22 protein-coding genes and 1 tRNA gene are annotated in these 22,320 nt (G+C 44.4%); 13 read left to right on the top strand and 10 right to left on the bottom strand.

Translation table 11 applies throughout. The annotated features are described in order from the left end of the window. Entirely contained in the window at window positions 1–1,047 is a 1,047-nt protein-coding gene (locus tag ACFP56_RS03280) for an MBL fold metallo-hydrolase (protein WP_379231071.1), read from the top strand. Between the two features lie 178 nt (window positions 1,048–1,225). Here the strand turns inward: ACFP56_RS03280 and ACFP56_RS03275 are convergent, their stop codons facing one another. From ACFP56_RS03275 to ACFP56_RS03265, 3 genes are all read right to left on the bottom strand, one after another. Beyond that, window positions 1,226–1,822: a DUF1349 domain-containing protein gene (locus tag ACFP56_RS03275; protein WP_379231069.1), complete on the bottom strand. Its 597-nt coding sequence runs from the start codon at window positions 1,820–1,822 to the stop codon at window positions 1,226–1,228. A gap of 66 nt (window positions 1,823–1,888) precedes the next feature. Then, window positions 1,889–2,803, bottom strand: coding sequence for a class I SAM-dependent methyltransferase (locus tag ACFP56_RS03270; protein ID WP_379231067.1), 915 nt, complete (start codon window positions 2,801–2,803; stop codon window positions 1,889–1,891). A gap of 321 nt (window positions 2,804–3,124) precedes the next feature. Beyond that, on the bottom strand, window positions 3,125–3,664 hold the full coding sequence (locus ACFP56_RS03265) for a phosphatidylglycerophosphatase A family protein (RefSeq protein WP_379231065.1): 540 nt from the start codon (window positions 3,662–3,664) through the stop codon (window positions 3,125–3,127). 124 nt (window positions 3,665–3,788) lie between these two features. On the opposite strand from ACFP56_RS03265, the gene ACFP56_RS03260 reads away from it, so the two are divergent. The 3 genes from ACFP56_RS03260 to ACFP56_RS03250 all read left to right on the top strand — a co-directional run bounded on the left by ACFP56_RS03260 (window position 3,789) and on the right by ACFP56_RS03250 (window position 6,452). Continuing rightward, window positions 3,789–4,847, top strand: coding sequence for a GerMN domain-containing protein (locus ACFP56_RS03260; protein ID WP_379231063.1), 1,059 nt, complete (start codon window positions 3,789–3,791; stop codon window positions 4,845–4,847). A gap of 213 nt (window positions 4,848–5,060) precedes the next feature. Then, a complete protein-coding gene (gene rph, locus ACFP56_RS03255) occupies window positions 5,061–5,801 on the top strand; it encodes a ribonuclease PH (RefSeq protein ID WP_379231061.1) in 741 nt (246 codons plus the stop codon). After that, complete coding sequence (locus tag ACFP56_RS03250) at window positions 5,802–6,452, top strand: XTP/dITP diphosphatase (RefSeq protein ID WP_379231059.1); 651 nt, start codon at window positions 5,802–5,804, stop codon at window positions 6,450–6,452. A 71-nt stretch (window positions 6,453–6,523) separates the two neighbouring features. Here the strand turns inward: ACFP56_RS03250 and asnB are convergent, their stop codons facing one another. Continuing rightward, a complete protein-coding gene (gene asnB / locus ACFP56_RS03245) occupies window positions 6,524–8,368 on the bottom strand; it encodes an asparagine synthase (glutamine-hydrolyzing) (protein WP_379231767.1) in 1,845 nt (614 codons plus the stop codon). A 141-nt stretch (window positions 8,369–8,509) separates the two neighbouring features. Here asnB and ACFP56_RS03240 point away from each other — a divergent pair, with 141 nt between their 5' ends. Next, on the top strand, window positions 8,510–8,851 hold the full coding sequence (locus ACFP56_RS03240; protein WP_379231057.1) for a hypothetical protein: 342 nt from the start codon (window positions 8,510–8,512) through the stop codon (window positions 8,849–8,851). 72 nt (window positions 8,852–8,923) lie between these two features. Then, on the top strand, window positions 8,924–9,511 hold the full coding sequence (locus tag ACFP56_RS03235; protein WP_379231055.1) for an AAA family ATPase: 588 nt from the start codon (window positions 8,924–8,926) through the stop codon (window positions 9,509–9,511). A 76-nt stretch (window positions 9,512–9,587) separates the two neighbouring features. On the opposite strand, the gene ACFP56_RS03230 is transcribed toward ACFP56_RS03235, so the two are convergent. Beyond that, window positions 9,588–10,220, bottom strand: coding sequence for a pyridoxamine 5'-phosphate oxidase family protein (locus tag ACFP56_RS03230; RefSeq protein ID WP_379231053.1), 633 nt, complete (start codon window positions 10,218–10,220; stop codon window positions 9,588–9,590). Window positions 10,221–10,324: 104 nt separating this feature from the next. On the opposite strand from ACFP56_RS03230, the gene pdxR reads away from it, so the two are divergent. After that, the gene (pdxR, locus tag ACFP56_RS03225; protein ID WP_379231051.1) at window positions 10,325–11,836 is read left to right on the top strand and encodes a MocR-like pyridoxine biosynthesis transcription factor PdxR; all 1,512 of its coding nucleotides are present in this window, start codon (window positions 10,325–10,327) and stop codon (window positions 11,834–11,836) included. Between the two features lie 221 nt (window positions 11,837–12,057). On the opposite strand, the gene ACFP56_RS03220 is transcribed toward pdxR, so the two are convergent. Genes ACFP56_RS03220 through ACFP56_RS03210 form a run of 3 tightly spaced genes read right to left on the bottom strand, consistent with a single transcriptional unit; the run spans window position 12,058 to window position 15,228 of the window. Continuing rightward, window positions 12,058–13,107 carry an ABC transporter permease gene (locus tag ACFP56_RS03220; RefSeq protein ID WP_379231049.1) on the bottom strand — a complete coding sequence of 350 codons (1,050 nt, stop codon included), beginning with the start codon at window positions 13,105–13,107 and terminating at the stop codon, window positions 12,058–12,060. Beyond that, complete coding sequence (locus tag ACFP56_RS03215) at window positions 13,082–14,068, bottom strand: ABC transporter ATP-binding protein (RefSeq protein ID WP_379231047.1); 987 nt, start codon at window positions 14,066–14,068, stop codon at window positions 13,082–13,084. The genes ACFP56_RS03220 and ACFP56_RS03215 overlap by 26 nt, the downstream gene beginning before the upstream one ends. Before the next feature lie 2 nt (window positions 14,069–14,070). Further along, on the bottom strand, window positions 14,071–15,228 hold the full coding sequence (locus ACFP56_RS03210) for a COG1470 family protein (protein ID WP_379231045.1): 1,158 nt from the start codon (window positions 15,226–15,228) through the stop codon (window positions 14,071–14,073). 421 nt (window positions 15,229–15,649) lie between these two features. Between ACFP56_RS03210 and ACFP56_RS03205 the strand changes: the two genes are divergently transcribed. Together ACFP56_RS03205 and ACFP56_RS03200 are read left to right on the top strand one after the other, a co-directional pair. Then, entirely contained in the window at window positions 15,650–16,258 is a 609-nt protein-coding gene (locus ACFP56_RS03205) for an RNA polymerase sigma factor (protein WP_379231043.1), read from the top strand. Continuing rightward, entirely contained in the window at window positions 16,242–17,054 is an 813-nt protein-coding gene (locus tag ACFP56_RS03200; RefSeq protein WP_379231041.1) for an anti-sigma factor, read from the top strand. Before ACFP56_RS03205 ends, ACFP56_RS03200 begins: the two co-directional genes overlap by 17 nt. Window positions 17,055–17,107: 53 nt before the next feature. Here ACFP56_RS03200 and ACFP56_RS03195 read toward each other — a convergent pair whose 3' ends face one another. Both ACFP56_RS03195 and ACFP56_RS03190 read right to left on the bottom strand, forming a co-directional pair. Then, a complete protein-coding gene (locus ACFP56_RS03195) occupies window positions 17,108–17,449 on the bottom strand; it encodes a WGxxGxxG family protein (protein WP_379231039.1) in 342 nt (113 codons plus the stop codon). A gap of 211 nt (window positions 17,450–17,660) precedes the next feature. Then, a tRNA-Arg gene (locus ACFP56_RS03190) sits at window positions 17,661–17,737 on the bottom strand. A gap of 203 nt (window positions 17,738–17,940) precedes the next feature. Between ACFP56_RS03190 and ACFP56_RS03185 the strand changes: the two genes are divergently transcribed. The 4 genes from ACFP56_RS03185 (at window position 17,941) to clpX (ending at window position 22,317) form a co-directional block, all read left to right on the top strand. Beyond that, on the top strand, window positions 17,941–18,816 hold the full coding sequence (locus ACFP56_RS03185; RefSeq protein ID WP_379231037.1) for a hypothetical protein: 876 nt from the start codon (window positions 17,941–17,943) through the stop codon (window positions 18,814–18,816). A 99-nt stretch (window positions 18,817–18,915) separates the two neighbouring features. Further along, window positions 18,916–20,205, top strand: coding sequence for a trigger factor (gene tig, locus ACFP56_RS03180; RefSeq protein ID WP_379231035.1), 1,290 nt, complete (start codon window positions 18,916–18,918; stop codon window positions 20,203–20,205). 237 nt (window positions 20,206–20,442) lie between these two features. Continuing rightward, window positions 20,443–21,030: an ATP-dependent Clp endopeptidase proteolytic subunit ClpP gene (gene clpP, locus ACFP56_RS03175; protein WP_379231033.1), complete on the top strand. Its 588-nt coding sequence runs from the start codon at window positions 20,443–20,445 to the stop codon at window positions 21,028–21,030. A gap of 24 nt (window positions 21,031–21,054) precedes the next feature. Next, window positions 21,055–22,317, top strand: a complete 1,263-nt coding sequence (gene clpX / locus ACFP56_RS03170) for an ATP-dependent protease ATP-binding subunit ClpX (protein ID WP_379231031.1) — start codon at window positions 21,055–21,057, stop codon at window positions 22,315–22,317. The last annotated feature ends 3 nt before the right edge of the window (window positions 22,318–22,320 follow it).

Genomic DNA, 22,320 nt, shown 5'->3' with positions numbered 1-22,320 from the left:
GTGGACAATCTACACAATAAATTACAAAAGAAACATAATCGAGCTGAACGAAGCTGGAGTCAAGTCGCTCCTTTCATTATTCAGGTGCGCGTGCCAGTGCCATTCTCGCTAAAATGGGTGAATAGCTATTTGTTATTGGAGAACAAAGGGACGTTCACGATTGTAGATCCTGGTCTTCGTACAGCGGAAGCCGAACAGCTTTGGGAAAGTACGATGAATGAATTATCACTGGATTGGAAGCAATGCTCTCAAATTATTGTAACGCACCAGCATCCGGATCATTATGGTCTTGCTGGCTATGTACAGCAAAAAAGCAAAGCGCCTGTTCTAATTACGAAGGCGTCCAAGGATTACACGGATAAGCTGTGGGGAGCAGGCCGTCCACACTTTGAACGGGAAATGAGAGAGCTGCTAATCGCTCATGGAACGCCCGATACAATGGTTGATGCGATTATTAACAACTTGAGAGAATTTCAGGAACGAGTTGAACCGCAGCCGCAGGTTGTATACATAGAAGCGGGTCAAGTGCTAATGGCAGGTGATCGATACTGGGATTTGATTCATACTGAAGGTCACGCTTTTGGAGGAATCATGCTTCATGATAAGCAGAATGGCTTGCTAATATGCGGTGATCAGGTGCTATCCAAAATTACGCCGCATGTTGGGGTAGTTGCAGGCGAGCATCGACCAGTACTTGCTCAATTTATGGAAAATCTAAAAAAGATTTCTACGCTGAACGTTTCATTAGTGCTGCCAGGCCATCGTGATGTGTTCGCAGAATTTGCAGAGCGTATTGAATCGATACTTCAGCATCATGAACGACGCCTGAGTGCAATGCTGACGTATGTCGAGCAGGAGAAAAAGGTTGATGCTTATACATGCTGTGAGTGGCTGTTTGGCAAGCATTTGCGTAACCAGCCTCATAACTTGCGATTTGCCTTAACCGAAACGATCGCTCATCTGCAATACTTGCAACAACGGAACCTTATTGTTGAAACGACCGATAGCCGTGGAATGATTCATTACTGTAATAATGAACGGCGATAACAAGCCTAAATGTTTGAATTAACAGGTGGCAAATATCACGGAGGATTCGTATGCGATGACCCGCACACGAATCTGAGAGAGGCCCATGCAAATGCGCATGGGCCTACTCGATTAACTGTCCATATGAACTTCAAGCTCGCCGATCTAGTCAATCGATGCGAGCTTACGCTTCGAAGTATTAAAATCTGCTGCCTGCCTCTGGATTCGTTATGCTGAGGCTTTGAAATACAACGCGGCAGCCCCTTCCTTGCGGAGATTGAGCAACTACACCCGCAACATATGATCTAGCCTCATCTACGCCAAAATATCGAACAAGTGTCCAGCGCTCGCCATTCTCTGAGTAATAAAAGGATACGACCTTGCCCAGCTTCGTAATCCGCAAAAACGGAGAAGGGGTTGTTACCCGCATAGAGTTGCAATCATCGGACGAGCCGTCCTTTGTTACGACTGAAACAATGGTTGGGTATTCGCCATTGAATTCATAACATAGCTTTGCCCAGTTATTATCATCTGCCATTAGCATCAAACAGCCGGAATCATAAATGTGGTGCATATCCACCTGAAGCTGAACGGTAAGCTCACAGGATGCTTCAATCTGCTTAAATAAGAAAGGCGCAGAGCTGACCATATGCTTTTGTGCTGGGTCCTTGAAAAAATCAGCAGCTGCGGGCGCTTCAACATGCAGCTCGCCTCGTTCAGTAAACGCCCAATGCTCAGGCTCGTTCATCCATTCTAACTCATTTCTAGCTTCACTTGAAAAAATATTGCTGCTCATAACGGCATATTCCTTTCGATTTAAATGAATTAACCAAATCATTGCTGATTCTACATTTTTACAAGCTCACCGTTTTACGGCCAGACAATAATTCACATTGTCGAACGCCGTAATCGGATGCTGCGGATTGTTTTCGTTATAATGCTTGAATAGCTGATCGGTAATTTCTGCTGGCGTTAAGTGCTCATAAATGAGCCAGCCTGCTTGCTCCAGCAATGATTCCAGCTCCAAATAGGAATAGCTGGCCTGCATCGGCTCGCCTGCGCTTGCCGCCATCATCACCTGCTTTTGCGCTCTGCTTCCAGCCTGAGGCGTAAAGGTTAGCTCATCTGGATAGTCAAACACAACACTGCTTCCAGCAGGCATACTATTAGCTAACGCTGTTAGCAGCTCACTAAATGCTTCCTTCGTTAAGTAATAGCTAATGCCAAGCATACTGGCAAAGCTGCGTGCCGATGTACTGTAATGGGTATTAGCAAGCAGCTTTTGTGTCCAGCTGCTGTCATTGAAATCAGCGGCAATTAGCTGCAGGTTTGCAGGGACATCCCATTGCAGCCTGGAAATTCGGCTTTGCTTGTCTGCTGCCGTATTAGGGTGGTCGATTTCAAAAATGGATAGCTGCTCAGCCCAAGCTGGCTGACGATAAGCAAACGTATCATAGCCTGCTGCCAGTATTAAATATTGTCTTGCACCAAGCACTGCTGCCTGCTGTAGCGCTCGCTCAGTAAATGAGGATCTCCCTAAAGGAGATGGAGAAAGCTGATTGTTTACAACATAACGCAATGCTTCTTGCTCTGAGCCGGTAAAGTCGGGCTGGAAAAATTGAATGGCTTTGCACATATTGCTGGAAATAGTGTCATATTCCTGTTCCGTCATTAACTGCCTGGCAAGCGAGTCCTTAAAAATAGTAGCTTCGTATTGCTCCGAATGGTATACTCTAGCAAAAGCGCTAACAAGAGCGGTTAAGCTTTTATTGGACATCTTGTATCACCTCATTGCTAGTTATAACATGGCGGGATAAAATAAACACTACTTGACAAATGACTGAAAATATGGTATAATATAGGTGTTAATTTATGAAAGTTCAGAAAATCGCCACAATTATCGGCGGTTTTTTTGTTTTAAAAAGTTTATTTACGCGATGCCGAATAAATGGTTTGAAGAATTCGGTCTATGCAGTCTTTATGCGATCTACAAGGAACGTCATCTCCAGCGAGGATAATCACGGAGGAGCCATGATGAACTGCACGTACGGACCTGAGAGAGGCCCATGCAAATGCGCATGGGCCTACTCGATTCGTTTTAATCTAATGGTGGAGTCGTCACACCTTCACGCTCTGCTTGTTTGCGGTGCGCCAGTCGGCTAGCAGCCGATGCTGCAATAGCACCAACAATATCGTCCAGAAAGGTGTGCGTTTCTTTATCGCTCTTCTCATTAAGCTTGACAAGAATACCAGGCTTTACTTTATCGATATAGCCAAAGTTAGTAAAACCTATGCTTCCATATACATTGACGATTGACAATGCCAATATTTCATCACATCCGTAAAGGCCCTCATCATTTTCAATCATTGCCTGGAGCGGCTGCAGCAGTTGACCTTGTTCGGCTAAAATATCAAGCTGAATACCAGTAAGGATAGCATTTTGCACCTCGCGCTTCGAGAGCACTGCTTCTACATGCACAATGCAATCTTCGACCGTCAGCTCCGGTATGTAATGGGATTGCAGAAAATGAACAAGCTCCGCGATATGATTCGTGGTTACGCCTCTCTCCTCTAGCAGCTTGTAAGTGGCCTGAGCAACTTCATTACTGTTCAAACTATATTTGCCTGTTTGCGTCATTGTACATTCCTCCGTATATTTTTCTGGACAAAACTGGTCTAAAAATTAGAGGGGCTCGTATACATATTACTATAAAAGACAAGTTGTACAAAGTTTTCAGTGATAATAGGGGAGGATTTTAACAATGAATGCGAAAACATGGTTACGTTCAACAGCAATAGTGGGGGTTATGGCAATTCCGGTGGTATTATCAGGATGTGGAATTTTCTCCAAATCGGTATCGGAGCCTATTGATCCTCCGCAAACAGAAGTGATTGAAGGACAAGAAGAGCAGACAAGCAGTTGGTTGGATGATGCAGCGACAGAAGGCGCATTGCAATATACAGTATATTTGCAAGATAAAAATGGATATCTTGCACCAGTAACGTTGCCAATGGCTATTGCCGAGGAAGAAGATCCTGCAATGAAGATGCTAGAGGTGATGGTTGATCAAGGGATGTATGCAGGCTCTCTGCCGGTCGACTTCCGTGCTATGATTCCACAAGGAACAGAAATATTGAGTTATGAACTTACAGAAAATGGTACAGCAGTCGTTAACTTCTCTGAGCCGTTTGTCGATTATAACAGTTTGGATGAGCGCAGCATTGTAGAAGCTATTACATGGACACTTACATCGCTTGAAGGGGTCAATGGCGTTGAGATTCAAGTGAATGGCGAAAAATTGGAAGAGATGCCGGTCGCACAATTCCCACTTGATCAAACACTGACGCGTGCAATAGGTATTAACATTGAAATAGCAGAGGGTGTTAATTACTCCTATGCTGCCCCAGTCACGTTGTATTTCTCTGCAATGACGTCGAATGATGAGGAATACTTTGTACCTGTAACGCGTATGATCAATCGCAGTGAATCCTCTCAAGCAATTGCGGCAATTGAAGAGCTGATTCAAGGACCGATGGATTCGAAGTCTCTTATTCCTGTAATACTACCTAATGTAGAGGTAACAGGGATTGAGGAGTATGATGGTGTTGTGCATATCGATCTGCAGGATGAATCCTACGAACCAGGCCACTTTGTTCCATCTGAGCTACTTAATGCGGTTATCTTGTCTGTTGCTGAAAATACAGGTGTACAATCTGTTCAAGTGCGTGTGAATGGAGATATTAACATTTTTGATGAGAATAATGTATCCTACAGTGAGCCAGTCAGCAAACCAGTTCATGTAAATGCATTAAAACTGTAGGCTAATATAGATGGGCAGAGTTAGCTGCCTAAAGATGAAGGGACTTCAAGCGCATAATCAGCTTGAGGTCCCTTTTATATGTGATGTGAAAAAAAAGAGTAATTGGTCCGATTTGTGGCAACGATGAAGAAGGGTGCAATTAGTTAATGCATTTGATGGATGGCTTTGATACAATAGGAACGTTACATTACGGTTTCGGGAGGCAATTTTAACATGAGAAATGATAGTCGCCAGCCTAATATGCTTCGTGACGTGAACATAACGACTAACGTAAATAAGCATGCAGAAGGCTCAGTACATATTCAATTTGGCGATACAAAGGTAATTTGCACAGCATCTATAGAAGAACGCGTACCGCCATTCATGAAAGGACAAGGCAAAGGCTGGATAACAGCAGAGTATTCCATGCTTCCTAGAGCAACACATACGCGAAATCAGCGTGAAGCCAATCGCGGCAAGCTGTCTGGACGCACGATGGAAATTCAGCGTCTAATTGGCCGCGCTTTGCGTTCAGTTGTAGATTTGCATGCATTAGGCGAGCGGACGATTACGCTTGATTGTGATGTCATTCAAGCAGATGGAGGCACGCGTACAACGTCTATTACAGGAGCGTTTGTTGCATTGTGCCTGGCAGTCGAGCATATAGCTAAACACCATAAATTTGATCGTTATCCGATTACGGACTTTTTGGCATCTGTTAGCGTAGGCATTATTGACGAGGTTGCAATGCTTGACTTGAATTACGAGGAGGACTCTCGTGCAAAAGTCGATATGAATGTTGTGATGACCGGAAGTGGCAAGTTTGTTGAGGTTCAGGGAACGGGTGAAGAGGCTCCTTTCTCAAGAGAGGAACTGAACGAGCTGTTAGCACTTGCAGAACAAGGCATCCATCAATTAATCGATGCTCAAAAGCAAGCGATCGGAGCTGCAGCCTCCCGTATTAGAGGTGAATAGATGAAGACTATTGTCATTGCAACAAAAAACAGTGGAAAAGTGAAGGAATTTGCCCATGCTTTTGCGAAGCTGGGGGTCGATGTAAAAAGCTTGCTCGATTATCCGGACATTCCCGATATTCCCGAGGATGGTAGCACTTTTGTTGAAAATGCGAAGATTAAAGCGAAGGCAGCAGCAGATATTTTGAATGTTCCTGTACTAGCTGATGATTCAGGTTTAACAGTCGAAGCGCTAGATGGTGCTCCAGGAGTATATTCTGCTCGTTACTCAGGAGAAGGCGCAACGGATGAGCGCAATAACAGCAAGCTGATCACGGAGTTAACAGCGCTCGGCGCATCAATGAATGAAGAGCTGTCAGATGGGACGCAGCTGTTGAGTGCAGCACAGTTTCGCTGCGCATTGGCATTATACGATCCAGCATCAGCAGAGTTTATTGTTGCGGAAGGTAATGTGGATGGTGTAATTGCCGACCGTCCTCATGGTGATGGGGGCTTTGGATATGATCCGTATTTTTACGTGCCTGCGCTGGGATGCAGCATGGCAGAGCTGACGAAGGAAGAAAAGGGGCGTATTAGCCATCGTGGCGAGGCGCTTCGCAAGCTTATTCCAATTGTAGAGCAGCTGCTGCAAGATAGTGCATTAGAAAAATAATAACAAGGGTTAGTACTTGACGGCAGTAAGCAGTCAAGTACTAACCCTTTAATTTTCGTTACATAAGTGAATTACACGATACGCACGCGGTAATGGGTGAGCCATACATGCACTTGATAAAGATAGGCATACAGCTGAGGGCCAGACATTAATTGGCCAAACCAAGGCACCAGTGAAGCCGATTGCTCGGATTTCATGAGCTCCTCGATTTTTTTGCGGGAGATCAGCTTGAATATTTGCGCGTCCTGCTCGCTAAGCACTTCCTCCATAAGCTGTCTTACTGCTTTCAAATAGGCAGGATTATGTGTTTTAGGATAAGGACTTTTTTTGCGGGTAATAATCTCATCTGGCAAAATGCCCTTTAATGCTTTGCGCAAAATGCCTTTTTCTCGGTCACCGGATGTTTTGAACTCCCACGGAATGTTAAATACATACTCAACGAGACGATGATCACAAAAAGGAACGCGAACCTCAAGTCCAGCAGCCATGCTCATACGATCTTTGCGATCTAGCAAAGTGGGCATAAAGCGGGTTATGTTCATATAGGACATACGACGAATCGCCTGTAAATCGTGTGTCTCTTGCTGCAGCTGTGGCACTTCAGCTACCGCTTCTTCAAAACGCTGACTGACATACTGCTCCGGCTTTATCCATTGGCGTACATCCTCCTCTAGCAGCTCGCTGCGGAATGCTGTTGCGAGCGACCATGGGAATTGCTTGGCTTGCAGAGTTTCCTCCTTATGGAACCATGGATAGCCCCCGAAAATTTCATCAGCTGCCTCGCCCGAGATTGCAACTGTTGCATTCTTTTTAATCTCACGGCAGAACAGCAGCAAGGATGAATCGATATCAGCCATACCTGGGAGATCGCGAGCAAGTGTAGCATCATGCAAGGCATCAATTAGCTCAGGGGTATCAAATTGCAAATAGTGATGAACAGTGGACAGATGCTTCGTCATCAACTCGATAAAAGGTGCATCTGAGTTTGGTTGAAAGGCATGTGCTTTAAAATGCTTATCATTATCTACATAGTCAATCGAGTACGTATGCAGCGGGCTGGCAGCTGCATCTCGATAATATTGAACCGCCATTGCTGTTAGCGCGCTAGAGTCAAGCCCGCCTGATAGCAATGTGCATATTGGCACATCACTAATCATTTGACGATTCATTGTATCAAGGAGCAGCGAACGAACCTGCTCGACTGTCTCATCCAAGGAGTGTTCATGCTCGCGAGCTTCCAGCTGCCAGTAGGTGCGAACCTGCTTGCCTGCTCTGGAGACGGTCATGCATTGACCAGCCTTCAGCTCGGTAAAGTGTTCGTAGATGCCTTGCCCGGGAGTTCTTGCTGGACCTACGGCAAACACTTCAGCCAAGCCTTCAGCTCCGATAATAGGCTGAGCATTTGGATTAGCTAATATTGCCTTTAGCTCAGAGCCAAATATGAGCTGGCCGTCCTTTTCATAATAAAAGAAGGGCTTAACGCCAAGTCGATCTCGTGCTGCAAACAACTCTTCTGCTTGAACATCCCAAATTGCAAAGGCGAATATGCCGTTAAGTCGGTCCAGACATTCCTTACCCCACTGCATATATGCAAGCAGAAGTACCTCTGTATCACATGTCGTCGAAAACTTCCAGCCATGCTGCTTCAGTTCGTTTGTCAATTCCATCGCATTATAGATTTCTCCATTATATACGATGACATATTGATCACTCCCCTTATAACGAACCATCGGCTGTGCTCCGTTGCTGGGATCCATCACTGCGAGTCTTCGATGCCCAAGTGCGCAATGAACAGAAAGCCAAGTGCCGCCTGCGTCCGGGCCTCTTGCTGTTAGCGTTTCTGTCATGGCTTCAAGGGTATCGCTATGCTGCAATAAATTTTGCCGCCAATTTATCCATCCAGTAATTCCACACATCGGCATCAATCCTCTCTTCATCGCTGAACCGTCACATATTATAACGTATATGTGCAAATAGGAATAAAATGTCTGTCCTCATGAGATGCTAAGCAGGAGTGATTATCGATAAAAACTGTTAAATAGGAGAGAGGCCTTGCTATGAATGGAAAATATCAAGATAGTAATGGGACGCAGCGACAGGTGTATTATGTTGATGTGCAGGCTCGTCAATTGTATACACAACCAGATATTGCATCCTATCACCTTGTAATTACTGCAAATGATTATGAAGTGCAACAAATTGAGGAACAATTCAACAATATAAACGAGCGCTATGAAGGGGCATTGGACCTCATGATCAAGAGCACATATCGCGGCGGGGAGAATATCGGCTATAATAATGATGCGCAGGATGACGATATGCGCCAGCTGTTTCAAATGCTGTATAATTGCGGCACAGATGAGACAAGAAAGCACATTGAAAGCATGAATATCCTGTAAGGCTTGCAACTTGAAACACAATTTCCTATAGTATAGAGAGATTGAACTTTACATACGATGGGGGATTTCAAGTTGCAGAAGCTAGTATTTTTCGTAGGTGTAGCAGGAACGGGCAAGACAACTGTAGCTAAAGTGATCAGCAAGGAAATGCCAGCAGCATTTCTGGATCGTGATACGGTTGGCGGGCGTTTTGTTGAAGCCATTTTGGAAATGAGAGGGCTTGATAAAAACGATCGCGATTCGCAGTTTTATAAGGAAAATTTACGGGATTTGGAATATGACACAACGAAGGATATTTGTATCGAAAACTTGGCAGCAGGTCAAAATGTGTTTATGATCTCGCCTTTCACAGCTGAGCTGAAAAACAAGCAATGGATCGAAGATGTGCTTGCGGCAGCTGGTCTCACGAAAGAGCAGGTTGATGTAAAAGTCATCGTTGTTACGCTGCAGGACATCGAGCTGCAGCATCAGCGTATCGTTGATCGCCGTACAGAGCGAGATCGTTGGAAGCTCGATAACTGGGGCGACTTCGAAAAACGTGTCGACTTTGTGCCGCAAATTAATTGGGACTTGCCTGAGAGCTCCGTGCTTGTTTTCGATAACAGCGGTGAGCTGACAGAGGAAAAGCGGCAGCAGTTGATTCGCTTTGTATCGAATTAACATGTTATATCGTTCGTTAGAAAAATTAGCTGGATGACTTAAGGCCGTATGCTGCATGGAGCATACGGCCTTTTTTCTATTCCTGGTTGGTGCCGGCATGTGGACAGTATCGCTGCATCAGCTCTACGGTCTCTCTATCAAGCTCTTTGCCGCGCAAGGCGAGCTGCTCGCCAATGCTCTCCAGCTGAGCTTGCTTCCAGTTTTGTCCGAATTTGAACTTGGCTGTCATACTATCAATGTCAATCCTTACAATCGCAGTTGCACCGACTCTGCTGACATAGCCATTGTGCTCCAAGGAAATTGGCTCGTAACCGCCTTCAGGCTGGAGCTTGTTCATTAATGCATTTAATACATCGCATTTCTCCTGAAGCTCGTCTACAATAATGGCCTTTCCATGAATCAGAACGGATTTGAAAAAAACAGTGGCTGGACAAGCATAAAAGGGGTCGCTCATGTACGAAGGAATTAATGAGTATTCCTTGGCTATGGCAAAGCTCACTTCCGGCTGCAGCTTAATGGTATTCATTTTTTCTCCAATTCTGCTGCCATGGAAATACAGCGCATCATTCAGATAAACATAATTGATCGGCAGAACGCCTGGATATTCTGCTGCGCCCTTTGTTGCTAAAAAGCCATAGCTCATTTCGTGCAAAAATGCAGTTACATCCTCTAGCTGTTCTCCGTGCAATTGAAACTCTTTTCTTCTCATTTGAATCACCTCTTCTACATTTGAAACTATTGTAAAAAAGACATTGACATGAAAAAAGAGCCAATTTATATTATTTTTATTATACCAGTTAGGGGGCGCGTCTATTGGAGCTGTATATTCCACTCGAAGTGTATATCGACAGCTATAAGACAAAGCAGTCAGCCTTGTTTCATGCACTTCGCGATGCGATTATAAGCGGCAAGCTGCAAATGGATTGGAGACTACCATCCAGCAGACAGCTAGCCCAGCAATATCGCCTGTCGCGCGGTACTGTTCATACGGTGTATGAAATGCTTCTAGCGCAAGGATTTTTATATACCAAAGGAGGAAGCGGAACGTTTGTGAGCAGCTTGCCACCGCAGGCCAAGCAAGGAATGGAGCAGCAGCAAGCGGCGCCGCTTTCCAGATGGGGACAGAGGGTACATGGTTTATTTGGCACAGGGGCGAAGCTATCAGCTTCCAGGACAGAAGCAAAAACGGGGCGTTCTGTTCAGCAGCAGGACATCATTGAATTCAATATTGGCCAGGTGGAGCTTCAGCAATTTCCAATTAAGGAATGGAATCGATGTCTATATGAGCAGGCTCGTCAGCAGTATCAATATGAGATGCGTGATGCCTACTCCAGTGAAGGACATGATGAATTAAAGCAATGCATTGCAAAGCATGTGCGCAGTCAGCGAGGTATTATCGCTGATCCTGATGATATTATGATTGTGAATGGATCACAGCAGGCAATTACGCTGCTTGTACAGCTTTTGATGGATGAAGGAGATTATGCGGTACTGGAGGACCCCCATTATGTAGGAGCAAGGCACGCTGTTTTATCCGCTGGCGGGAAGGTGCATGCTTGTCCCGTCGATGAGCAAGGGATATGCTTTCATCCCAAAGCACATAATTACAAGCTGATGCTGCTTACACCGAGCAGACAATTTCCAACTGGCGTCGTGTTAAGCATGAAGCGCAGAATTGAGCTGCTGCAATGGGCAGAGACTTCAAACGCATTTATTATAGAGGATGATTATGATAGCGAGTTTCGTTATGTCGGTCGCGCGATTGAACCGCTTAAATCACTGGATACAGGCGATCGCGTCATATACATTGGAACGTTCTCGAGAACGATGCTTCAGGATATTCGAATAGGATATGCGATTCTGCCCAAGTCTTTAAGAGAAGCGTTTCGCAGTGCGAAGCGAGTGTATGAGCGGCATCCGATTTCGATCATTCAGCAGCGAGCATTAGCGACGTTTATGGCGACGGGGCAATATGATCGTCATTTGCGCAGGTTAAAGCGACTATATCGCAGGCGTGCAGAGCTAGTTCAGCAGCGTGTAACGGAACTGCTTGGGCAAGTATTGAAGCTATACCCTACACAATCAGGACTCCATTTTTATGCGGAGTGGACGAAGGATGAAACGCTCTTTGAACAATTTTTACAAACTAGTGTTCAAGCTGGCGTTAAAGTAGTGGACGGGCGCAGTTATCAGCTTAATGTGAATCAGCCAGCTATATGCATAGGGTTTGCTCATTTGTCTGAGGAGCAGATTGAGACCGGGATTGCTCGATTGCATGAGGCCTGGGAACATGTTAAGATGAATGGTAAGGTTAAGGGAATATAAGGAAAAACTGTAACCGATATGAGGTGAGTGGATGAGTTTTTACTGGACAAGTACGCTGTTTACGATCATTGCTGCATTAGGTGTAATATCCATCGTAGCATTTATTATTATCGTGATTGCTGTTGTGCGCAAAACACGTTCTAAGGATTAATCTGCTATTATATAATCGTCCAATAAAATAGAAGCTCGACCCGTCGCCGGATCGAGCTTTTTTCATGCAATTATGATCTGGCCCGAATTTCTTGACGCATAAACCAATAGTAGGATAAGCCAAAGCATACAACAGTTAGTGCAATTAAAGCAGTGAGCTGCGGCCATACAAGCAAAATGCTTTGCCCGATAGCAAGTGGGCTTTCGAGCGCGAGTGTAACCTGCTCCATCGTCAACACCCCGAGCGAGCGTACATTAGGCATAAGCAGGGTTGTTGTAATATCGCTGAACAGCTCGGCAGGCGAGACGCGAGCGAGCAGGTTCATTTGACTATAATAGCGAAGCAGCTCGTCAGTTGTTCCGTTTTGGCTTGGGACAATCGCTCTTGAAACAAGATTGATGATGATGCTGTAAAACACGGTAAAGAAGATCCATATCGAAATCGCCGATAGGGCGCTTGTCGCTGCCTGCTTAAAACGCACAGAAAGCAATATCGACAGATTCAGCCAAAAGCCTACATAGACAACTGCTGTAACGAGAAACAGCATCACTCTGAAAAACTCCTCAGGCGTAGGAGGAAAGCCTATCACTATTAATCCGAGCCCCATGACTAGCAGCCCAAGTGAGAAAATAACGATCGCTACTAGCAAAAGCGAAGCTGTGAATTTGGCCTTCAAGAAATCATCACGGTAGATGGGCTGTGAAATTAGTCGGCTTAGTGTGCCTTTACTCCGTTCTGTGTTGACTGCATCAAATCCTAAAGCGATGCCCATTAATGGACCTAGAAATGCAACAAATTGCGTAAATTGCGGAATTGATCCATCTGATAAAGTAAATATTTTCAAAAAGTGAAAGCTCTGTGTGCTGCCGGAGCTTCCTTGTGCTTGAAGCGCAGTAATCGCGGAATAGATCGAGCCTATGCAAGCGAGTACAATGATTGCAAGCAGGATTGAAAAGCGCCAGGAGCGAATATGATCGCTAAATTCCTTTTGAACCATGACCCAAAATGCAGCTCTTGATGCTTGTAATTGTGATTGATCACCTCTGGATGGCAGCTGTAGCGCTTGAAGCCACCGCTTGATTGAGGGTCGAGCTTCATTTAGCTTTAGCAGCTGTTTCATGAGTCTCGCCTCCTTCAAAATATCGATGGTAAATATCGTCCAGCCCATAGCTGAGACGATGGATTTTTATAAGCTCTGCATGCTCAGTGGCAAGCTTGGCGATAGTTGATGTTATATCTTCTGTGCAGCGTACGCTGAATGCAGTCGTTGACGAATTAGCTTTAGCAGGCTGAGAAGATAATTGGACGCTCACAACTTGATCGAGTGCTTCCAAGGCCGCGCTTAATGTATTGGAATCGCCATGAACCTCAAGCTCAACGGTAATATGATTGTCCTGGTTCAATGTATTGGATAGCTGCTCAATATTGCCGCAAGCGACCAGTTCTCCTTTAACAAACAGCCCAACACGATCGCAAACCTGCTGAACCTGATGCAAATGATGAGAGCTGAGCAATACCGTAATGCCTTCTTCCTTGCTTAGCTGCGATATCAGCTCTAGCAGCTCCCGTACGCCTTCCGGATCGATACCAAGTGTCGGTTCATCCAGAATAATAATCTCCGGCTGTTTAATTAGTACATCTGCAAGCCCCAATCGTTGGCGCATACCACGAGAAAAGGCGCTTACCTTTTTCTGGGCAGCTTCTGATAAACCGACTCGAGCAAGCAGTTGCTCTGCCTGCTGCCTTGCCTGTTTTTCTTTAATTCCATTTAATTTTGCAGTATACACCAAATTATCGAGTGCCGTTCGGTCATCGTAGAACCCAATATCGTCGGGCATATAGCCAACCTTAGATTTGATTGTAATGGCATGGTGGTTAGGGTCCAGGCCGAGTACCTTTACTTCTCCATCAGTACGTTCTGTAAGGCCAAGCATCATGAGAATGGTGGTTGTTTTCCCGGCACCATTGGGACCAAGCAATCCAAATACTTCACCTCGATAAATCGTAAGGTCAAGCTGATTGACTGCTGTATATTCGTCATATTTTTTGGTCAGACGATGTAGCTCAATAACGGATTCCACGATTATCTCCTCCCATAACGACGGAACAAGCTGTAGATTGCGATGATTACAGCTGCTATAATCGCTACTCCAATCCAACCCCACAGTACAGATGATTTGACCGTGACCCGTAGCGATGCATCGGCCGATTTTTGGTCGCTGCGAGCTGTAACACTCATCGCATAGTCACCAGGAAGCGAATCCTCATTCGATGTTATGATGGCTTGCACAGAGGCGGTTTTGCCAGGCTCAAGACTGGCAATTGTTTTTGGTTCGAACTGAACCTCCCAATTTGTTGGTGTGATGGATGATACATTAATATCCTCGAGTGCAGCTGTGCCTGTATTTTCAACAATAAATTCCAACGTACGGCTTCCTCCCGCCCGAATGGTCGTATTCAAGCGTTCATCACTCGTTTTAATCGATAGATTATAGGAGCCTATAATAGATACTTCGATGCTTGCTTCTGCTTGTGTAGCGTTGTTATATGCCGCAATAGGAATGCTATAGTCTCCAGCTTCCACTCCCTCAGGGGCGGTTACTTTCACGCTGATCGTTTGTGACGCATTTGGATCGATCGTTACCGAAGAAACATAATTGCTGCTGGACATGAAGCGCACCTCCCAGCCATTTGCAGGGGAAGCAGACAGCGCATAGGTTTGTTCTTCTGCGGTTTGGTTGCGCAATGTTGCTGAGAAGGTGAAGTCTGATCCTGCATAGCCTTCCATATTGCTTTGTTCAAGCTCAAAGTTTGAATTGAACGTTCCTTTTTCGGCAACAGTCACCGTAAGCGGCAAGCTGGCATCACCTGCCGATACAGTGAACGTGTAATTTCCAGGATCGATTTGCAGCGGCACATCAAGTCGAAGGCTAAGCGACTGTGAATCGTGTGCTTTCACCGCTATTTCTTGTACATTTTTGCCCCCTGTTGTTAGGTCATAGCTCCAATTTTGATGATTCGTTCTGAATGAGAGATTGGCTAGTTGAGTTGTGCCTGACAAGTTGATTAGATCAATAGAGTACGTTATGGACTCACCTGGCGCAGCAGTCAATTGCCTGTATGGTGTATACAATTCCAGATCGCCAGCTGCCTCTGCGGAGCCAGGTTTCCACGAAAAAGCTGTACATAGCAAAGCGATCGTTAATGCCAGCACTAAGGCTTGGCGGCATGCTTTTTGCATGCTAATCCCTCCTGTTCATGTTTGGTTTTCAATTAACATTACGTCATGAGGGGAATAGTTGGATTTATAGCTGCAAAATTTTTTTTTGTTTTTTAATCGTTGAACAGCCAGAAGGAATGTTGAGAAAATGACAGTTTTTGCATTACTATAATTACAAGATGAGGTACGTTGGTCTAATCATGATGTAAGGAGGAGAGCCGTTACAGATCAGCGGCGTTTCATTCCTATGGATGTGCTGCTGATTGTACCCTGAACGGGGAATTAACGCCTTGGGAGTGTAAGGACCACTTGAGTAGCTGACCAATGATCGCAGCGAAAAAGCACACGTTGAACAAGGAAGAAATCGACTGGGTATTGCACTTCATTGATGTTGTTGTAATGGAAAACGTGCAAGCCTGCTTCGATTTGTAACGGAAAACAGATGCCAGATCGACTGTCCAGTTCAGAACTGCTGTTGGCGATTCGTGAAGGATCGATTGAGGCTTTTAATGAGCTGTACCGACAGTATATGCCGCTGGTGATGCATATTGCGCTGCATATTGTACAGGATCGCATGGAGGCTGAGGAAGTCAGTCACGATGTATTTCTTGAAGTGCTTCGCAGGTCTGCCCAATATGACAGCAGCAGAGGCTCGCTGGATGCCTGGATTGCGGTAATTGCCAGAAGTCGCAGCATGGATATGCTGCGGAAAAAGCAGCGGAGAGCAGCTGGGGAAACTGATATGCAGGAACAGGAATTGTATGCAAGCACAGCGTCGGTTACGCCTGAAGTGGCAGCTTTGCGTTCACTTGATCGGGAAGTGCTGCAGGAAGCGCTGGCCGAGCTGCCCATAACGCAGAAGAAAGCCATCTATGCTGCCTACTATGAGGAAAAAACACAGAAGGAAATGGCGCTGGATTGGAAGGTTCCGCTAGGGACTGTGAAATCATGGGTGCGATATGGCATCGGCAATTTGCGCAAACAGCTTGAACGAAAGGGCTGGCATGAAGCCACGAATGAAAGGAGTGATTCCTATGACCGTCATTCATGAAAGAAGCAATCAGCGGTATTGCACAAGTGGCTATATAGAGGAGGAATGGGTCGATTTTGTGCTTGGAAACCTGTCACATACAAAACGTCAGCAGCTTGAAAGTCATTTGGAATCATGTGCGGCTTGCAGACAGCAGATGGAGGAATGGAGTGCAATTTTAGCTGCGGAGCCAATGCCTTCGGTCAGCAGTTCGAGCTCTGATCTCTATGCAATTGATAAGGAGCATATTATCGCGGATTTACCAGATCAAAAACATTTGCTGTCCTTGCAGCGAACGGTGAAACAACAAGCGAGAAAGCTTCATCTTAAAAGAAAGCTTAAGGAACACAAATATATAATAGCGGGAGCGGCTGCTGCGTTGCTGTTGCTTAGCATCACCTTAAAACCGCTTAATGATAAACTCGTTACGCCTGAATATGTTGATGACTATGTCCTGCATTACGAACCAGGTGCTGCGTCGTTCGTGAATGCGAAGGAAAGTGCAAGGTATCGTGTGGAAGCTGCTGAAGGACAAACCGGAAGCGGTTATATATGGATGAAGGAGGATTGGAGCGAAGTTTTTCTTTGGCTTGAAAATTTACCTGTTATTGACCGTCAGGATTATCAGGCTTGGGCTGTTTCTGGAGAAGTGGCTAATAGCTTGGGCATTATTCAAACTGTCGGGTCAGAAGGACATCTATACATTCAAACACCATATCATCAACCGACAGATTTTATTTCAATAACGGTAGAACCCAAAGGAGGAAGTATGGTACCTACCTCCAAACAAATTGTGCTAATTGTAAGGCAACAATAATCTCAAACAACCTTTAAAGCAAAAAATCCCCCCAAAGGGGGGATCAAAACTTGTTAGGTACGTTCTCTTTGACGACTTCTTAAACCTAACAAACCAGTTAAACCAAGCAGTCCAAGCCAGCCCCAATTGTTGCCTCTATCGTTATCAACAGCATTTGTACGATAGTTATTGGCAGTAGCTCTGTACCTGTCAGATTGGTTGTTTGTTGTGTTGTTTGCTCGGAAATTATTAGCTGCACCATCATTTGTTTGATAATTATTCACATCGTTGATGGTTGAGTCCGTCATTCTTGATTGCTTAGCATTCGTTTGATTGTTGGTCATCGCATGAGCAGATACTGACGGCAGAGTGAATAGTAAAGCGAAGGCAAAAGCTAAAGAAATTAGTTTTTTCATTATGTTAATCCTCCTATTTTCATTATACTGCCCTCATAATGTGCCCGTTATATTGGGCGAATATTCAACACTTTATTGGAATTAAAACAGCACTGCGGGTGAGAAATGCAATCGTATTAAATTACATTTAAACAACAAAAAATCCGAAATCCTTGTTAAGCAAGAATTTCGGATTTTTCTATATGTATGAATCGCACGTAAAGTCTTCTCATGGCGTCCCAGGAGGGACTCGAACCCCCGACAACTCGCTTAGAAGGCGAGTGCTCTATCCAGCTGAGCTACTGAGACGCATGAGTAATAATATAGCAGACATTTTTCTGATTGACAAGAGCTTTTTAAGAAAAAAATTAAAAAAGTTGATTTTTTATTTTCATCCCAGCATGTTATAATTTGACGATAGATGGAATAAAGTCCTAGTTTATAAGTGGTTAGGCGGTGTTAGTATCACAGATCAACCTAGTAAAAAACAGGATCAGCCGGATAATGTATATTTGTTTCCTTCGATGCTCGATCAATATCAGGTTCAGCTGACTCAATGTTTGGAGCGGGAGCAATATGAAGAAGCGAAAGATCTGCTGCGTTTTTTGCTGCAATGCCAAGGAGATGAGCGCCAGCATGCGATGGAGTGGGGGAACTTGCTTACCTGGCTGGAGCAAGCATTTCCAAGCTCGGACGCGGTAGATGAGCTGGATCAGGCAGAGGATATGGAAAAGCAATTTAGACGCGCTGCGTTAGGTGATTATGGTTCTGTAAGTTCGACTCAGGCAACAGAAAAAATTATGAAACAGCTGCAAAGCGCAGTTGCCATTGATCAGCAAATGCTTGCGCTGGAACGAGCGGAATTTATAGAATCTGAAGATCTGAACCAACGATTAATGGAATGGCTCGAAGGGCAGCAGCTGCATCCTGCGCTGCAATTCAAAGCACTGCAAACGTTGAAAAAGCGGGGCGTATCTGGCGTTGTCACCATGACGCGGTTGGGTGAGGTTGTTCAGCTTGAAATTGAGGCAACTCCGCTATCATTGAATGAATTTCCAGATTCGGTCAATGCTATATTAGACAAAGCTGTTATGGCGCTTGAGGCTGTAGATGTAACGATGCCGATTTTAGTGACGGAATTATGGATGGAATGTCTGCATTGTTTATATGGAACACGAAGCTATGGCTGGCTGCTGCATGAGGAGCATTACATCGAGGATTGCTTTGCAGCGGGTTTGCATACAACCATTCAGCTTATTGTGTATGGACAAGCAGTGGAGGATGACATTCGTGAAATATATGGCATCACTGACGAATACCGTTTTCGATATGAGCAAGCAAGCCGAATAATTCGGGACATTACACTTTACCTCCAAGAGCTCGGCTAATTCATGCCTTGAAATGTGGTTGTAACTTGTATATAATAGAGTGGTTTATTAGACGTGAAAACATGTAATGCATGAGCATTTTGGAGGGGAAAGCATAAAATGAAAGCAACTTGGGAAAAAATAGAGCAGAACACTGTATCACTAAATGTTGAGGTTGGTGCGGATAAAGTTTCTGAAGCTCTAGATCAAGCATTCAAAAAAGTTGTAGCACAAGTTAATGTACCAGGATTCCGTAAAGGCAAAGTGCCTCGCAACATTTTTGAAGCAAAATTCGGCGTAGAAAGCCTGTATCAGGATGCAATTGATATTCTATTGCCAGAAGTATATACTGCTGCTGTAAACGAAACAGGTATTCAGCCTGTTGATCGTCCGGAAATCGATGTAACACAATTCGGTAAAGGACAAGCCTTTATTTTCACTGCTAAAGTGACTGTTAAACCAGAAGTTACACTTGGCAACTATAAAGGTATCGAAGTAGCAAAGGTATCTGCTGAAGTAACAGAAGAGGAAATTGCTGCTGAGCTTGAGCGTTTGCAACAGCGTCACGCTGAGCTTACAGTTGTGGAAGAAGGCGCGGCTCAAAATGGCGACATCTCGATTATTGATTTTGAAGGCTTTGTTGATGGCGAAGCATTCGAAGGCGGTAAAGCAGAGCGTTATTCACTAGAGCTTGGCTCTAACTCCTTCATTCCTGGTTTCGAAGAGCAAGTAGTAGGTATGGAGCTTGGAGATTTCAAGGATATCGAAGTTACTTTCCCTGAAAGCTATCATGCTGAAAACCTTGCAGGCAAACCTGCTGTATTCAAGGTTAAGCTTCATGAGCTAAAACGTAAATCGTTGCCAGCTCTTGACGATGAGTTCGCTAAAGATGTAAGTGAATTCGATACGCTTGAAGAATACAAAAAGGATTTGGCTAGCAAGCTTCAAGCAACAAAAGAGCAGGAAGCTAAGCAAGCACAAGAAACAGAAGTAATCAATAAGGTAGCAGAAGCTGCAACAGTTGAGGTTCCTGCTGCAATGGTTGCTACTGAGCAAGATTACATGCTTAAAGACTTTGAAAACCGTCTTCGCATGCAAGGCATGACGCTAGACCTGTATTACCAATTCTCTGGCCAAAACGAGCAAGCGCTTCTTGACCAAATGAAAGGCGATGCAGAAAAACGCGTGCTTAACAACCTAGTTCTAGAGGCTGTTGCAAAAGCAGAAGCTCTTGAAGTTTCCGAAGAGGAAATGAACGAGGAGCTTGAAAATCTGTCTAAAGCATACAACCGCCCTGCAGAAGAAATTCGCAGCATCTTTGCGCAAAATGGCAACCTTGAAAATCTTACAGAAGACCTATTGCTTCGTAAAGCAATCAAATTCCTTGTTGACAACAGCGTAGCAGTTTAAGCGAAGCTAACATACAGAACATGAAAAATAAGGCACGTGTCCATGCGTGCCTTATTTTTAAACTGTGCATGTTCTGAATAAGATGTAATGCACCATACATATCGTAGTTGAAAGAAAGTATACATATATCGTTGAATGTTTGACTTGTTGCCAATTTGATGAAAAAATGACATCAACTCAGCAACGTGGTACAATAGAAGGTGTTCAAAAAGTCTAAACTGAAAGAAGGTTGATCGCATGAATTTAGTTCCAGTCGTTGTTGAACAGACGAATCGTGGAGAGAGATCTTACGATATTTATTCTCGCTTGCTGAAGGATCGTATTATTTTTCTCGGAAGTGCGATTGATGATGATGTAGCTAATGCTGTTATTGCACAGCTGCTGTTTCTTGCTGCCGAAGATCCTGATAAGGATATTCATCTTTATATTAATTCGCCTGGTGGTTCTGTAACTGCAGGGATGGCAATTTACGATACAATGCAGTATATTAAACCTGATGTAAGTACGATCTGCATGGGTCTTGCAGCGAGCATGGGCTCTTTGCTGCTTACAGCTGGTGCAAAAGGCAAGCGTTTTGCGCTGCCTAACGCAGAAGTAATGATCCATCAGCCGCTTGGCGGAGTAAGAGGTCAGGCATCTGATATTAAAATCCATGCTGATTGGATTTTGAAAACAAAACAAAAGCTAAATGAAATCTATGTGGAGCGTACAGGGCAACCATATGATAAAATCGACCGTGACACCGATCGTGATAACTTCATGACGGCTCAGGAAGCTTTGGAATATGGCTTGATTGATAAAGTAATTACTGCGCCAATAGGTTAACCGAAGAGCTGAAGGGGTGAATCGATGTTTAAATTTAATGATGAGAAGACACAATTGAAGTGTTCTTTCTGCGGAAAATCTCAAGAGCAGGTGCGTAAGCTTGTAGCTGGCCCTAGCGTTTATATATGTGACGAATGTATTGATCTGTGCTCTGAAATCGTTGAGGAGGAGCTAGGTCAAGAGGAAGAAGTGGATTTGAAAAATATTCCTAAGCCGACGGAGATCCGCACTACACTGGACTCTTACGTAATTGGTCAGGATTTTGCGAAGAAGTCATTGGCGGTTGCAGTATACAACCACTACAAACGCATCAATACTGGAAGCAAAATCGAAGATGTTGAATTGCAAAAGAGTAATATTTTGCTATTAGGACCTACAGGTTCTGGTAAAACATTGCTTGCTCAAACAATGGCCAGAATATTGAATGTGCCGTTTGCAATTGCTGACGCTACGTCGTTAACGGAAGCTGGTTATGTCGGTGAAGATGTTGAAAACATTCTTCTTAAGCTGATCCAGGCTGCAGATTACGATGTAGAGAAAGCAGAACGCGGTATTATTTATATCGATGAGATTGATAAGGTTGCTCGTAAATCTGAAAACCCATCGATAACACGTGACGTTTCTGGTGAAGGTGTTCAACAGGCACTATTGAAAATTCTTGAAGGAACGGTTGCTTCCGTGCCTCCACAAGGTGGACGCAAGCATCCACATCAAGAATTTATCCAGATCGATACAACAAACATTTTGTTTATTTGCGGTGGTGCATTTGATGGACTAGAGCAAATTATTAAACGCAGAATTGGTAAAAAGGTTATCGGATTCAATTCTTCAGGCGAAGTACAAAAGGATATGAAGCCAGGCGAATATTTGTCACTGGTGCTTCCTGAAGACTTGTTGAAATTTGGCTTGATCCCTGAATTTGTAGGTCGTTTGCCAGTCATTTCGACTCTAGAGCCGCTTGATGAAGCTGCACTTGTTCGTATATTGTCTGAACCGAAAAATGCGCTTGTGAAGCAGTATCAAAAGCTGCTTGAGCTTGATAATGTTAAGCTTGAGTTTAAGCAAGAGGCACTTGAGGCCATTGCCAAAGAAGCGATTAAACGTAATACTGGCGCTCGCGGTCTTCGTGCGATAATCGAAGGCATTATGCTTGATCTTATGTACGAGGTTCCTTCGCGTGAAGATGTTACGACATGTGTCATTACGGAAGAAACGGTTACAAATAAAATTATGCCTGAGCTTAACAAATCAGATAATAAGAGCGATAAGAAAGAAGAAAGTGCTTAACGC

Source organism: Paenibacillus septentrionalis (genome assembly GCF_042659865.1).
Classification (GTDB): Bacteria; Bacillota; Bacilli; order Paenibacillales; family Paenibacillaceae; genus Pristimantibacillus; species Pristimantibacillus septentrionalis.
This window is presented reverse-complemented; position numbering and strand designations above follow the sequence as displayed.

Coding starts and splice junctions, on each gene's coding strand:
- ACFP56_RS03275 (WP_379231069.1), bottom strand. CDS start 1,822: ATGAGCAGCAATATTTTTTCAAGTGAAGCTAGAAATGAGTTAGAATGG.
- ACFP56_RS03270 (WP_379231067.1), bottom strand. CDS start 2,803: ATGTCCAATAAAAGCTTAACCGCTCTTGTTAGCGCTTTTGCTAGAGTA.
- ACFP56_RS03265 (WP_379231065.1), bottom strand. CDS start 3,664: ATGACGCAAACAGGCAAATATAGTTTGAACAGTAATGAAGTTGCTCAG.
- ACFP56_RS03260 (WP_379231063.1), top strand. CDS start 3,789: ATGAATGCGAAAACATGGTTACGTTCAACAGCAATAGTGGGGGTTATG.
- rph (WP_379231061.1), top strand. CDS start 5,061: ATGAGAAATGATAGTCGCCAGCCTAATATGCTTCGTGACGTGAACATA.
- ACFP56_RS03250 (WP_379231059.1), top strand. CDS start 5,802: ATGAAGACTATTGTCATTGCAACAAAAAACAGTGGAAAAGTGAAGGAA.
- asnB (WP_379231767.1), bottom strand. CDS start 8,368: ATGTGTGGAATTACTGGATGGATAAATTGGCGGCAAAATTTATTGCAG.
- ACFP56_RS03240 (WP_379231057.1), top strand. CDS start 8,510: ATGAATGGAAAATATCAAGATAGTAATGGGACGCAGCGACAGGTGTAT.
- ACFP56_RS03230 (WP_379231053.1), bottom strand. CDS start 10,220: ATGAGAAGAAAAGAGTTTCAATTGCACGGAGAACAGCTAGAGGATGTA.
- ACFP56_RS03220 (WP_379231049.1), bottom strand. CDS start 13,107: ATGAAACAGCTGCTAAAGCTAAATGAAGCTCGACCCTCAATCAAGCGG.
- ACFP56_RS03210 (WP_379231045.1), bottom strand. CDS start 15,228: ATGCAAAAAGCATGCCGCCAAGCCTTAGTGCTGGCATTAACGATCGCT.
- ACFP56_RS03205 (WP_379231043.1), top strand. CDS start 15,650: ATGCCAGATCGACTGTCCAGTTCAGAACTGCTGTTGGCGATTCGTGAA.
- ACFP56_RS03200 (WP_379231041.1), top strand. CDS start 16,242: ATGACCGTCATTCATGAAAGAAGCAATCAGCGGTATTGCACAAGTGGC.
- ACFP56_RS03195 (WP_379231039.1), bottom strand. CDS start 17,449: ATGAAAAAACTAATTTCTTTAGCTTTTGCCTTCGCTTTACTATTCACT.
- tig (WP_379231035.1), top strand. CDS start 18,916: ATGAAAGCAACTTGGGAAAAAATAGAGCAGAACACTGTATCACTAAAT.
- clpP (WP_379231033.1), top strand. CDS start 20,443: ATGAATTTAGTTCCAGTCGTTGTTGAACAGACGAATCGTGGAGAGAGA.
- clpX (WP_379231031.1), top strand. CDS start 21,055: ATGTTTAAATTTAATGATGAGAAGACACAATTGAAGTGTTCTTTCTGC.